The sequence below is a fragment of the Lactobacillus sp. C449L genome, from assembly GCF_059900815.1.
On sequence record NZ_JBWXGA010000002.1, the window covers coordinates 82,721 to 96,719 of the forward strand.

Here is a 13,999-nt window from a genome sequence, read left to right on the forward strand (position 1 = left end):
TCAAGGAGGAAATTGTGAAGCTATTAGAAGACTGCATTCGTCGTGACGGTGAAGTATTACCTGGAGATGTATTAAAAATCAATTCTTTTTTAAATCATCAGGTAGACCCCGAACTAATGATGGCGGTAGGACAAGAATTTGCGCGCTTGTTTAAAGACTGTGAAATTACCAAAGTCCTGACATGCGAAGCTTCAGGGATTGCACCTGGTGTGATGGCTGCTTATGCACTGCATGTGCCTTTGGTCTTTGCCCGCAAGAAAAAGCCATCTACGCTAAATGATGCTGTCTATTGGGCTGATGTTTATTCCTACACTAAAAAAACAACCAATCAAATTTGTGTTGAACAAAAATTTCTTCATGACAATGATCAGTTGTTGATTATTGACGATTTCCTCGCTAATGGCGAAGCTGTTAAAGGCATGATAAATATTGCCAATCAAGCTGATGCGCAAGTAGCTGGTATTGGAATTGTGGTGGCAAAAGTTTTCCAAGGTGGAACTGCTTGGATTAAAGAACATGGCTACCGCCTTGAAGCGCTAGCAAATATTGATAGTTTAGCAGGAAATCAAGTTCATTTCGCGGGAGAAGAATAATGGAGCAAAAAGAAGTTAGCCAACAAAAAGCTGCTATTTTAGGTTTACAACACTTACTAGCCATGTATTCAGGTGCAGTGGCTGTTCCTTTACTAATTGGCACAGCCTTAAAATTTAGTGCTGAGCAAATGACCTACTTAGTTTCAATTGACATTTTTATGTGTGGATTAGCCACGCTGCTTCAGTTATTAACTAACAAGTTTTTCGGTATTGGGTTTCCCGTCATTTTAGGCTGCGCTATCCAGGCCGTTGCCCCTTTACAAATGATTGGTCAAAAATTCTCAATTAACGATATGTACGGCGCAATCATCGTTGCTGGTATTTTCGTAATTTTAATTTCCGGAGTTTTTGCCAAAATTAAAAAGTTCTTTCCTCCAGTAGTTACCGGCACACTAATTACCACCATCGGGCTAACTCTTGTCCCAGTTGCTATTCAAAACATGGGCGGTGGTGATGCAACTGCCAAAGACTTTGGTAGTGCCTCAAACTTATTACTAGCATTTAGCACCATGCTAATCATTCTTGCTCTGGAAATTTGGACGAAAGGATTCCTACGCTCAATTTCCGTTTTAATTGGCCTAGTTGCTGGCACGATTATTGCTTCATTCATGGGCCGAGTTTCCTTTACACCAGTTCTTGAGGCCTCGTGGTTCCACTTACCGCAGCTCTTTTATTTTGGTGTTCCTAAGTTTGAATGGTCTTCCAGTATCACGATGATGATTATTGCACTAGTTTCGATGATTGAATCAACCGGTGTCTTTTTTGCCACAGGCGATTTGATTCACCGCAATGTTACTGAAGAAGATCTCAAGAAAGGCTACCGTGCCGAAGGCTTAGCGCAGATTTTAGGTGGTTTGTTTAATGCTTTCCCCTATACGACTTTCTCGCAAAACGTTGGTCTGCTTCAATTATCGGGTATCAAAACTAAGCGACCAATATATTGGGCTGCTGGATTGCTCATGGCTATGGGGCTTTTACCCAAAATTGGGGCTCTGGTAACTATCATCCCTACTCCCGTTCTAGGCGGAGCAATGCTAGTGATGTTCACAATGATTGCCGTTCAAGGCATTAAAACTTTAGCTAAAGTTGATTTAAGTGACAACAATAACATTTTAATCATTGCAATTTCTATTGGCCTGGGACTTGGAGTTACTATTTATCCCCAATTTTTCAAGAATCTCCCTGCTACAGTACAGTTGTTCTTAAGCAATGGCATAGTAATTACCAGTATTTCCGCAACGCTGCTCAACCTATTGCTCAAAGGGGGCGATACTCACCAGAATACTCAACCCGCAAATATCATGTAGACAGGATTATTTTCCCCTTTCAAATAACTCTGTTTGCACCAAAATGCACCTTCTTCATCAAAGGTGCATTTTCCATCCAGTTAATTAAAATCAATACTAAAATGTAAACTACTTACCATACCTATGGAGTAAATTTTTTTTATGTTTATATCGTTCTAAACCGTTTTCAAGTAAGCGCGTAATCAGCTCAGAATAAGGGATCCCCACTTCTTCAAACAACTTGGGATACATGCTAATGTTGGTAAAGCCAGGTAAAGAATTAATTTCGGTAAATATTACCATTTGATCTCTTTCACGGAAGGTCGAATCAACCCGCGCCAAACCACTGCATTCCGTTACTTGATATACCTTTCGTGCTATATTTCTAGCTTTTTCAGTGATTTCTTTAGGTAATTTAGCAGGAATTTGTAAAATCGAAGTGGAATTTTCATCATACTTGTTCTCATAGCTGTAAAAAGTGCCTTCAGCATTAATAATTTGCCCAACTCCGGAAACAATGGGCTGATCATTGCCTAAAACAGCAGTTTCAACTTCAGTGCCCTGAATTGTTTCTTCCACTAAAATCTTGTCATCGTATCTAAAAGCATCTGCCAAAGCCTCGCGATATTCTTTTTCATTAGTTACATGGTGAACCCCAACTGATGAGCCTTGATTAGACGGTTTAACAAACAGATCGCTGCCCAATTTTTTACTAACTTTGGCATAATCACGCTTTTCATTATTTTCATCATCATATTCAAAGCGTTTGATGGCAATCCAGTTGGCAACGGGCACACCGACACGCTGAGCCAGAATCTTGGTAAACTCCTTGTCCATTGTTACTGCAGCTGCAAGAACATCGTCACCAACAAATGGCTTGTCTAAAATCCGGAATAAGCCTTGCAAGCAGCCATCCTCACCTAAATTGCCATGAATAGTTGGTAAAAAAATATCGATTTCAGGCAAATCAGCAAGTTCGACCAGATTGGAAATATTGGCTGCTCTATGCGGATTTTCAACCGTATATTTTGGATCTTCAAGTACTTTAAACGATTCCTCTTCGCTAGCTAAATAGCCGTCATTGGTTACCCAAATCGGATGCACGTCGAACTTATTTTTATCAATAGCATTGTAGATATTGTGGCCCGACATAATTGAAACTTCATATTCGGATGAATTGCCGCCAAATATCAGACCAACTTGTGTTCTTTTTATCATTTTTTGTGCCTCTTAATTAGATGGTCAAATTAAACAACCTTTTATACATTAACTAAATTAGTTTTATAATTGTTCTATGCTCCAAACTTAAAGCAGCTTTTTTCCAAATCTTTTTTGTTTTTTACTACAGGTGTAACCTATTTTTTCATAAAACTTATGTGCAGAATTTCTTGATTCTCCAGAATTTAATCTAATTTCTTTAATATTTAAATTCTTAGCTTCATTTTCAATTTTGAGCATTAATTGACTTCCGATTCCTTTTCCCTGAGAAAAAGAGCTTACTGCTAAAGCTAAAACATTTAGCATAGGATCGAAATAAGTCTCTTCAAAAAGTTCAGCATGAATATATCCTTCAACTTTTTTATTGTTTTCATTTTCAAAGACAAAAATAAAATGATGATTTTTATCTTCTAATAGCCTTTTTAAATTCTCTCTAGTTTTTGTAGCTGGGTAATCATACCCTAATTGATATTTGTTAATTTCTTGAATAGCATTGGTATCTTCTACACGACATCTTCTGATCATAAAGGTAACCTCTCCTTTTCTTAGCTCTAATCAAATGCAATTATATTTTTATGTAAAAGAATAAACAATCTATTTCTTTATTCTTTTACTTTTATTAAATAATAAGCCAGCACTTTTACGATTTTTAACAGTCTCATAACATCTTTAATCAAACCGACTATTTAAAAACTGGTCCACCGTTTTCAGCATCTTTAGACCAATTTTTTCAAAATTCGGGTCACTAATTTTAGCAGTATAGCGCATGATTCCGATTGCGGTAATAAAAATGAGAAAAACCTGCGTTAACTCTTTGATTTCAACTTTCAGTCCGTAACCCTTCAGAAAAGCAGCAAGCAAGTTCTGCTTTAAAGCAAAGTCTTGGTAAAAAAGTTTGATGAAATCTTGATAATTCACACCCATTCTTGCCCGTTCAAAATCAATCAGTACCAATTTGCCGTTAACCTTTTGATAGTTGCGCAAGCCAACATCCCCGTGAAGAACTGTCGTGGCATGCGTCTTTATATCCTGGTTAATTTCAGTTTTTGCTTGATTAAAAATGGCTAGTAAGCTAGTTAATCGGTTTTTCATCGAAGCGTTTTGGAGAGTGTTGATGTCGTATTTTGCTTTTGGAAAAAAGTCATCATTAGGATAAATGCCCGTAAACGGCTTAACATGCTGATGAAACTCCGCCAATTTTTTGCCCATATCAAATGCTAATTCAGGCGAAAGCTGCTTTGAAAGATCAACCGGTGCAATATCCGTCATCACTAACGCAAATAAGTTTTCAATCTTAAATGAAGCCAGTACACGGGAATTAAGCTGTTCATTTACCGCTTTTTCAGTTAAAAATTTACCTTCTTGAGTAAATACTTTAACAAAGATTTTTTGGCAATATTTTTGACTATAACCAAAGAAAGTGTGGTTGAGTGATTCATGGTTAATTGGGGTAAACTGTGCCGCCAATTTGGTTTGCAAAATTTGTTTTAAATCCATTGGCCTAATCTCTTTATTTAATATAATAGTTTTAACTAATAGTGCGTTTTTTCCAGTTGGTAAATTCAAATTGCCTCTAGCGGTCCAAATAGCAATAAGCAAATACGTAAGACCACTCATTAATTAAGATCGTGGCTGTAATTATTAGAATGCCCAAGACATTTGCTGAAACAGGCAAAACAATTTTTTGTGAAGGCAATTTATTAATCACCATTAATAGAACTAATAGCACAACCAGTAATACTGTAGTCATCCGATTAGCAATATAATTTGCTCGCAGCATCAAGCTCCATTCACGCTCATCGTTATGGAACATGTCAATCGGGTAACTGTCACTTTTCCAATCCAGAATTTTTACCTGTTTGATATTGTGCTTTGCCTGTCTCATGCTTGAAATGATCAAGCATAAACTAAAGAGCACAATCATCACTAATTGGTCATCAATAGAGATATTACTTAAGCAGGCCTCCAAAACAAACAAAGCTACCACGAAAGTTTCGATCGCAGCACTCACAATAATGCTCTTTTTTGTATTAATCATCTTTTTCATTTTCTTTTTCTCCCGGGCAAAACAATTCATCGACCGTTATGCCCAAAATTTTGGCCAGTTCAAAGGCCAACCCCAGGGATGGATCATACTTATTATTTTCAATCGCGTTAATCGTTTGCCGCGTTACATTTGATGCCTGCGCAAGTTGTGCCTGCGAATAGCGCTGCTTTTTGCGCAGTTCGGCAATTTTATTTTTCACGTAATCTCTCCTTGTCAAACTTATTTGACATATTTAGTAAAACATATTTGACATTTATATGTCAAGATATTGCTTATTTCTAATATACAAAATAGAATTTTAAATTAAGCAATTTTCATAATGTATGCAAAATATTAATAATTTAACATAAAGTTTACGCATTTTTTTGCAATCAGCTGCTTATTTTTAATACAATATAAGTTAAGCAATTTTGAAAGGAACAAATTAAATGAAAAAAGCAGAATGTACTACTATTCTTGTCGGAAAAAATGCTTCAATTGACGGCTCAGCAATGATTGCCAGAAGTGAAGATGGTGGTCGTGAAATTATTCCCGAGGGTTTTGAAGTCGTTACACCTGAGAAACAGCCAAAACACTATGAAAGTGTAATTAGTCATCAAAAAATTGACGATGAAGACTTAGCACAAAAACCTCTTCGTTACACCAGTGCACCTGATGTATCTGGCGAAAGCGGTATTTGGGCAGCAGCGGGCATCAACTCGGAAAATGTTGCAATGACTGCAACTGAAACAATTACTACTAATTCACGGATTCAAGGAATTGACCCGCTGGTTAGTGAAGGCGGACTTGGCGAAGAGGACTTCGTTACTTTAACTTTGCCTTATATCCATAGTGCCCTTGATGGCGTTAAACGTATTGGTTATCTTTTAGAAAAATATGGTACTTATGAAATGAATGGTATGGCTTTTGCCGACCACAACGAAATTTGGTACCTGGAAACTGTCGGTGGCCATCACTGGATTGCTCGGCGCATTCCTGATGACGCTTATGTTATTGCTCCTAATCGTTTAAATATTGACGAATTTCACTTTGGTGCCGATGGCTTTATGGCTGATGATCAACTTGAAACTTTAATCGATGAGTATCACTTAAACCCTGACCGTGAGGGTTACAACATGCGTCATATTTTTGGTAGTTCTACTATCAAAGATGCTCATTATAACAACCCACGTGCCTGGTTTGCGCACAACTATTTTGATCCAGAATTCGGTGGCCAGCCAACCGATCAGGACCAACCATTTATCTGCCACGCCAACCGCAAGATTAGTATTGAAGATATTAGTTTTATAGAAAGTTCGCACTACCAAGACACACCTTATGATGCATATGGCGATCAAGGCACACCAGAGCAAAAGAAGACTTATCGTCCAATTGCTCTAAACCGCAACTTTGAAACACACATCCTTCAAGTCAGAAACGATGTTCCAGAAGAAATTGCGGGAGTACAATGGCTTTGCTTTGGACCTAACGCCTTCAATTGCTTCGTGCCATTCTACACTAATGTCAACGACACTCCTGCTTCATTCCAAACTGGTCCTAAGTTTGACCTGAACAAGATCTTTTGGTTGAACAAGTTGACTGCTCAACTTGGCGACACCAACTTTAAAGTCTATGGAGAATTGGAAAATGATTTTGAACAGAAATCACTAGCTCAATGTCATTTTATTCAACACGAAACTGATAAAAAAGTCGCTAATCTTTCTAGTAAAGCAATTGAAGATACACTAACTGAAGCTAACCAAAAAATGGCTGACCAAGTTTATAACAATACGATTGAACTGCTAGGCAATATGGTCAACGAGGGTCATAATTTAGCTACATTGAAGTTTGATTTATTGGATTAAAGTCTAAAAACATATAAAAAACAGTACGCATATCAGCCATACTGTTTTTTTATTACTCATGAATTTTGATTAGTTTGTTTCTAATATTGAATTAAAACCTTAAAAGCTGTCAATTAATCTGTTTTCAGTAAAAGTTAATTTAATAGCGAATATAAGTCTCAATAATCATTTTTATCATGTTCAATCATTTAGATTCTTACCATTTGTTTCTATTACATCTTTATACCAATAGAAAGAGTCCTTTTTTCTTCTGCTATAAGTGCCACAGCCAGCATCATTTACGTCAACGTAAATGGTTCCATACCTTTTTGACATTTCAATAGTGCCACAAGACACGATGTCTATAATACCCCACATTAAATATCCTAAGACTTCTACTCCATCGCAAATTGCTTCATTCATCTGCTGAAGATGCTTCTTTAGATACTCAATACGATAGTTATCATGTATAGATCCGTCTTTTTCAACTTTATCATTTGCGCCTAGTCCATTTTCGGCAACAAAAATTGGCAATTGATAACGATCGTACATTTCGTTTAAAGAAATTCTAAGCCCCACTGGATCAGTTTGCCATCCCCATTCTGTAGTTTTTAAATAAGGATTTTTCATTCCATTTAACAGGTTTCCACTTGTTATTTCATAAGATTCATCAGTACTAGTAACCATAGACATATAGTAGGAAAAAGCTAAAAAATTAACTCTATTATCTCTTATTAGTTTTAAATCATCCGGTTCCATTTTTACATTTACACCTAACTTTTTAAACATCCGTTTTGTATAGCTAGGGTATTTACCACGTGCCAAAACATCAGTATAAAAATAGTTTTTATAATTCTCATCTAAAATCGTCTGCATTACATCGTCTGGCTTACAGGTTGCTGGATATGTTGTAAATCTGGCAATCATTCCGCCTATCATTGGCTTATCTAAAATTTCTTTTGCAGCTTTAACAGCTAGTGCATTTGCTATAAATTGATTATGCCCTGCTTGAAAGATGCTTTGATTATAATTACTTTCCTGATCTTTGATAAGGGCACATCCATTGTATGGGTTAAACCTATTACAATTTATTTCATTAAACGGAAGCCAGTAGTCAACCAAATCACCTAGTCGTTCAAATAATGTACGTGCATATTTTTCAAAAAAATAAATTGTTTCCCTGTTTTTCCATCCTCCATATTTTGTTACTAAATTAACTGGAATACCATAATGCAACATAGTAACAAAAACTTTCATTTTTTTCTGTTTGCATTTTTTAAACAAATCAATATAAAATTGAATACCTTGTTCATTTGGTAGTTCATCATCACCATTTGGATATATACGGGACCAGTCTACTGAAGTGCGAAAAACTCTTATACCCATTTCGCTTAGTAATTCTATATCTTCTTCATAACGATGATAAAAGTCTATCCCTCGTCTGAAAGGATAATTTTCATTCTTTTTAGACTTCAGCGCCGTTTCAAACCTCTCACTTGTCATATTAATGTTTCTATTTAGATCACGTTCATCTCGATTCCATTTAGGATTGAAATACCGTAATGATTGTGTGTCAATACCTTTTCCATCTTCCAAATAGCCACCTTCGGACTGAGAACAAGAAATTGCTCCACCCCATAAAAAGTTATCAGCAAACAAATAATTCATATTACTCCCCTTCCAAGTTAGACAATAGGCTATTATCTAAACGAATAAAAATAATTGTCAAAATAAAAGACAAAATAAAGCTTAAGACTGCGCATGCTATTGCAAAAACAAAATTCCATTTATTTGAAGGATCAATAAAAATTGGTAATGTGGTCAATCCTGTAGGTGCAAAAGTCATTCTTTTTACGTCTAAAATTCCTGCTATTAATCCAGAAATGGCTCCAGACGCCATGACTGCATAAAATGGTTTCTTATATTTCAGGTTAATTCCATATAGTGCTGGTTCAGTAACACCTAACAATGCAGTAAATCCAGTTGAAAAAGCTGATCCTTTAATTTTCTTTTGCTTTGCTAGTGTTCCAACAGCTAAAGCAGCACCGGCTTGAGCAAAGTTTGAAACTAAAAATCCTATACCTAACATATCAAATCCTTTTAATTTTATAGATTGCAAAACTAGTGGAATTGTAACTGCATAGTGCATTCCTGTCATAATAAAAATTGGAGATAAAGCGCCAAAAATAAAAGGTAATATCCAAACCGCATGATTTTGAAGTGCATTTAAAATTATCTCTAGTCCTTGCCCAACCCAGTTTCCTATCGGTCCAATAATTCCAAGTGCCAGAGGAATCATTATAAAAAAAGTTGCTAATGGTCTTAAGAAAAATTTTACTGACTCAGGACAAAATCTGTCCACAAAACGGTCTATATATGACGCAACCCAAATAATTAATATAATTGGTATTACAGTTGAACTATAGTTTGCTAGAGTGATCGGTAAAATTCCAAACATTTTTATTGGTTTTCCACCAGCTACTAATGAAACAAAAGTTGGATGAATAAGTAGCATTCCTAAAATTGCACCTAAATAAGGATTCAATTTGAATTTTATTGAAGATGAATAGGCAACTAAAATTGGCATAAAATAAAAAGCAGTGTCTCCAGCAAAAGTTAATATTTTATATGTTCCACCAGATGGACTAATTAAGTGGAAAAGATTTAGAACAATTAGTAGTGTTTTTATCATTGCAGCTGCAGTAATTGCAGGTAATATTGGTGTAAAAATACCAGTTATTGTATCCAATATTTGAGAAATAATATTTTTTGGCGAACTGTTCTCAGCTTCTCCTTGATTGTGATCTTTTCTAGATAATAACTGTTCGAATATATCGTAAACTTGCCCAACGTTTTGTCCAATAATTATTTGATATTGTCCACCGCTATATACGCTTCCTAAAACTCCATTAATTTTATTAATTTCTTTTTGATTTACTTTTTTTTCATTATTGATAGTTAAACGTAAGCGGGTAGCACAATGAGTAACACTTTTCACATTTTTTGTTCCTCCAACATTTGACAATATTGAGTAACTCATTTTTTTATAATCCATTGAAATCATCGACCTTTCCTTATTTCTTCGATTTGCATAAATACGAATTAATTCATATAATTGCATTATATATTTCGTAATAGCGCCTTCAATAATTGTTTTCAATTAGTTTCATGGCAAAAGGTAAGGTGTCAAATGCTAGGTGAAATTTCCTCTAAATTACTTATTCTTAATAGCAGTGAAAAGGAATATTTGAGAAATCCAGGTTTTCAAAGTCCCATCTATAGAAATCTGCCTCAAACAATTTTAAATGGGCAAAAAGTTTATAAATTTCAATTACCTAATTTAAAAGAAAATTTAATTGAGATTCGTCGAGATTCTCGCTTTACAAATGTCCCTTTATATATTCACAGCAATCTTAATGTCAACTATGTATATTCAGGTAAGGTAAATTATCACATCAACAATAGATATGTTTTATTAAAAAAAGGTGATCTTTGTATTGTTGACCGCAATGTTGTTCGTTCAAAAGAAAAATTGGATAAAAATGATATTGTATTTAATATTAGTTTGAGTAATGACTTTTTTTCTAAATCTTTTATCAATAGACTTGGTGAATCAAGTATTTTAAGTACATTTTTATTCTCTGCGATTACAGAAAACAACTTACACAATGGATATTTGATTTTTCAAAATAATAACAGCGATACTGTTCTTTTACTAAATCAGCTTATAAATGAGTACTTTAAAAATGATAATTTTAGCAAAAACGCTATTGAGGCACTATTTTCGTTGATTTTCATTCAGCTAATTCGAAGCTACCAAACTAAGCCGTCCAAAGCAATAGTTCATATTAATAATGACGCAAACCATTTATTGGAAATAATTGATTACATAGAAAAAAACTCAGTTAACTGTACTTTGGCAGACATTGCTCTAAAATTCAATTATCATCCAAAATATCTATCTCAGTTAATAAAGAAAACTTTTAATATGACTTTTAAAGATATTCAAACTGAGCAGCGACTGAAAAACGCAGCTCAGTTATTGTGTTATTCAGAGTTACCGATTTCTATAATTTCTGAAAAAGTTGGTATTACAAATGTTAATCAATTTTATAAAAAGTTTAGACAAAAATATTCAATTTCCCCCGATACTTATAGGAAAAATAAGCATTCTAATACTGAGAATAGTATCGAAATAGAATGAACTTTTTCAACTTTTTTATAAATAGTTACGACTATGTGTATTTTTGAAAATAGAATATTAATAATAAAGTTCATTTAAAAGACAATAAATTATGCTTTTTTGATAACAAACAATGACTTTATTAAGTTAATTATATTTTTGATATATAAGCTTATATTCAAGCTTTATAAGTAATAATTACAAAACGAATTAATATAACAATAATTAGTAGTGCTTTATTTATATTAATTGACATATATAATACTTCTATATTATTTTTAAATTTTTGCTATTAACAGGGTTCCTTACAAAAAGCAAACCTATTTTCCTTCAGTCTTGTATTTTTACTATTATGACTGCCCATAATTTATGCTCTATTGTATGTTTGCGTATTAACTTCAGATATCTCTTGAAACTGCTTTTGAAATTATTTTATTTGGTATACTGATTAAGTTGATTTTGCTTATTGCTTAAATACTTCTTTAATTATAAGTTGTTTTTTTCTGGTAGAACATTTGAAAATACTTGCTCCTGTTCAGGTCTAATATCCAAAGCTATTTAAGATTACAGTTTAGGAGTATTAAACTTGGCATTTAGCAGTCTATCTTTTCAATTGAACGGCAATATCCTATACAGTGTTTTTTTTAGATGTTTTTGGGTTTTCGGTTTTAAATAATTCAGCGCTTTCTGCTAATTCATAAGCACCTTATCATAATTCGATTATTAAAAGTTTAAGGAAATGCTTACTTTAAGTGACTACTACGTCATGCTCTTGGCTCACTATCTGAGTTCATAGTATAACCGATTAAACTTCCTTGATGGAAAGACAAAGTTCTAAAAACTTAAGTACAAACATATTGGAATACTAAAACATAGAAAAATACCTTAATAAATAAAATTCTATGTCTAATTGGTTAAGTTATCCAATTTGGAGAGATGAATTCAATTATAGCTTTATCTTTTTAATTAAAAATTGTGTCTTTCTATAAACTATATATAGTTCTTTAATTTTCTATTCTCTTAGTAATCTCTTGATCAATGCAAAGTCGCCAACTGTTGCTGAATTGTTTGCGCCAGTAGTAAAGTATATTAGTAATTGATCGACTTTTGCAAGAAGCCAATAAGATTGTGTTGCTCCAGCTAGTTTTCGGCGTATCTGTGGTGTAGATACGCACTTCTATTGGTCCAAAAGATACGATTCCGATGATTTTTAAAAAAGTAATTAAACGTTCTTTGCAAAGTTTCTGTATAGGTAGTGGTTGGTATTTCAACCTAATCTTTAATTTGATAGTTTTCGTTGCCAACTACACAGACAAATTTATTACCATCTGCTTCAATTGATCCTAATATCATTTATTGTTCCTTTCAGTTTTAATACTTTTATTTTTTTGATTTTACGCCTTTTTAAAAGAAGTTTTCTTCCAAAAATAAAAATTTAAGGATTGCTGAAGCTGATCTGCTGAAATTATTTTTAATGACAGCTTTTTATATATTCTTCAAACAAAAAGACTTGAAGATAATTTCTTCAAGTCTTTTTTGTTATTTGTCTGGAACGTCCTGAATCGTAACGTCAGCACCAAGCAAACGCAATTTTTCCTGAACGCGATCATAACCGCGCAAGATATTTCCCGCGTTATTAATGACAGTTTCACCTTTTGCCATCAAACCAGCAATCATCAAGCAGGCTCCAGCGCGAATCTCACCAGCTGAAACTGTGGCACCATGCAACTTTCCAGTTGGATGAACCAAAATGATGTTATCCTCCACCTTAATATCAGCACCCATTTTGCATAGCTGTTCAATGTGACCTATTCTTTTAGGATAAATTCGGTCAATAATGACTCCTTCGCCACTTTTTGCAGTGAGCAATAAAGGCGTAACTGGTTGTTGCAAATCCGTGGCAAAACCTGGATAAGCACCCGTCTTAATTTGAGTCATTTTCAAATCACCAGCAGGATAGACGTACAGGGAGTCCTCATCTGCATCAATAACCATACCCATTTCTTCAACCTTAGCGAGATATGAATCAAGATGCTCCTCAATAATATTATGAATACAAATGCCATTGCCAATACAGCCAGCAAGTGAAATATATGTGCCCGCTTCAATTCGGTCAGGAATAATTGTATGGGGAGTTTTAGCTTCGAGCTTTTCAACACCTTCAATTCTAATTGCGTCCGTACCGGCACCACGAATTGTCGCTCCCATATTGTTCAAAAAAGTTGCTAAATCAATTATTTCAGGTTCTTTTGCGGCATTATCAATTGTAGTTTGACCGTGAGCAGTAACTGAAGCCATAATAATGTTCATGGTTGCCCCAACTGACGGCATTTCTAAATGGATGGGCGCCCCTTGAAGACCTTCGGCAGGAGCGGTAATTGTTATTTGATCATTTTCATTTTTTACACAGGCGCCTAAGGCTTCAAACCCTTTAATATGCTGGTCAATCGGGCGGGGACCAATATCATCCCCACCAGGGAAGCCCACAACAGCCTTACCAAAACGGCCAAGAAGAGCACCCATAAAATAATAGGAAGCACGCAAACTCTTGATTTTACCACTTGGTAATGGGCTCATCTTAATGTTCTCAGGGTCAATGCGTAACGTGGTTTTTTTGAAATCACTTTTAACATCCATTTCGCTCAGTAAGTCCATTAAGTTGTCAACATCGGCAATCCTTGGAACGCTTTCCAAAGTCACTGGTGTACGCGACAAAATTGATGCCGGAATAAGTGCTACCGTAGAATTCTTAGCACCACCAATCCAGACATCACCCTGCAGGGGCTTTCCACCATGAATTATCATTTGCTTCATTGGCGAAAAATCCTTTTCTATTTTCGTTTAGTCAT

At 34.8% G+C, this 13,999-nt stretch carries 12 protein-coding genes; 4 read left to right on the top strand and 8 right to left on the bottom strand.

The features are described from left to right. The first annotated feature begins 14 nt into the window (after positions 1-14). Together AC2JF9_RS03830 and AC2JF9_RS03835 are read left to right on the top strand one after the other, a co-directional pair. A complete protein-coding gene (locus AC2JF9_RS03830; protein ID WP_500725475.1) occupies positions 15-593 on the top strand; it encodes a xanthine phosphoribosyltransferase in 579 nt (192 codons plus the stop codon). After that, positions 593-1,900, top strand: coding sequence for a nucleobase:cation symporter-2 family protein (locus AC2JF9_RS03835; protein WP_500725476.1), 1,308 nt, complete (start codon positions 593-595; stop codon positions 1,898-1,900). Before AC2JF9_RS03830 ends, AC2JF9_RS03835 begins: the two co-directional genes overlap by 1 nt. A gap of 108 nt (positions 1,901-2,008) precedes the next feature. On the opposite strand, the gene AC2JF9_RS03840 is transcribed toward AC2JF9_RS03835, so the two are convergent. The 5 genes from AC2JF9_RS03840 to AC2JF9_RS03860 all read right to left on the bottom strand — a co-directional run bounded on the left by AC2JF9_RS03840 (position 2,009) and on the right by AC2JF9_RS03860 (position 5,343). Then, positions 2,009-3,097, bottom strand: a complete 1,089-nt coding sequence (locus AC2JF9_RS03840; RefSeq protein WP_500725477.1) for a D-alanine--D-alanine ligase family protein — start codon at positions 3,095-3,097, stop codon at positions 2,009-2,011. An 87-nt stretch (positions 3,098-3,184) separates the two neighbouring features. Next, positions 3,185-3,622, bottom strand: a complete 438-nt coding sequence (locus tag AC2JF9_RS03845; RefSeq protein WP_500725478.1) for a GNAT family N-acetyltransferase — start codon at positions 3,620-3,622, stop codon at positions 3,185-3,187. 144 nt (positions 3,623-3,766) lie between these two features. Next, positions 3,767-4,594 (bottom strand): phosphotransferase, encoded by an 828-nt coding sequence (locus AC2JF9_RS03850; protein WP_500725479.1) that lies wholly within the window; start codon positions 4,592-4,594, stop codon positions 3,767-3,769. A 76-nt stretch (positions 4,595-4,670) separates the two neighbouring features. After that, positions 4,671-5,144, bottom strand: a complete 474-nt coding sequence (locus tag AC2JF9_RS03855) for a hypothetical protein (RefSeq protein WP_500725480.1) — start codon at positions 5,142-5,144, stop codon at positions 4,671-4,673. Continuing rightward, complete coding sequence (locus tag AC2JF9_RS03860) at positions 5,128-5,343, bottom strand: helix-turn-helix transcriptional regulator (RefSeq protein ID WP_500725481.1); 216 nt, start codon at positions 5,341-5,343, stop codon at positions 5,128-5,130. The genes AC2JF9_RS03855 and AC2JF9_RS03860 overlap by 17 nt, the downstream gene beginning before the upstream one ends. 229 nt (positions 5,344-5,572) lie before the next feature. On the opposite strand from AC2JF9_RS03860, the gene AC2JF9_RS03865 reads away from it, so the two are divergent. Next, entirely contained in the window at positions 5,573-6,988 is a 1,416-nt protein-coding gene (locus AC2JF9_RS03865; RefSeq protein WP_500725482.1) for a C69 family dipeptidase, read from the top strand. 180 nt (positions 6,989-7,168) lie between these two features. Here the strand turns inward: AC2JF9_RS03865 and AC2JF9_RS03870 are convergent, their stop codons facing one another. Both AC2JF9_RS03870 and AC2JF9_RS03875 read right to left on the bottom strand, forming a co-directional pair. Further along, positions 7,169-8,635, bottom strand: coding sequence for a family 1 glycosylhydrolase (locus AC2JF9_RS03870; protein WP_500725483.1), 1,467 nt, complete (start codon positions 8,633-8,635; stop codon positions 7,169-7,171). A gap of 1 nt (position 8,636) precedes the next feature. Further along, positions 8,637-10,127: a PTS transporter subunit EIIC gene (locus AC2JF9_RS03875; protein WP_500725484.1), complete on the bottom strand. Its 1,491-nt coding sequence runs from the start codon at positions 10,125-10,127 to the stop codon at positions 8,637-8,639. Positions 10,128-10,157: 30 nt separating this feature from the next. On the opposite strand from AC2JF9_RS03875, the gene AC2JF9_RS03880 reads away from it, so the two are divergent. Continuing rightward, on the top strand, positions 10,158-11,171 hold the full coding sequence (locus tag AC2JF9_RS03880) for an AraC family transcriptional regulator (RefSeq protein WP_500725485.1): 1,014 nt from the start codon (positions 10,158-10,160) through the stop codon (positions 11,169-11,171). A 1,518-nt stretch (positions 11,172-12,689) separates the two neighbouring features. On the opposite strand, the gene murA is transcribed toward AC2JF9_RS03880, so the two are convergent. Further along, positions 12,690-13,964 carry a UDP-N-acetylglucosamine 1-carboxyvinyltransferase gene (gene murA, locus AC2JF9_RS03885; protein WP_500725486.1) on the bottom strand — a complete coding sequence of 425 codons (1,275 nt, stop codon included), beginning with the start codon at positions 13,962-13,964 and terminating at the stop codon, positions 12,690-12,692. Positions 13,965-13,999: the final 35 nt, after the last annotated feature.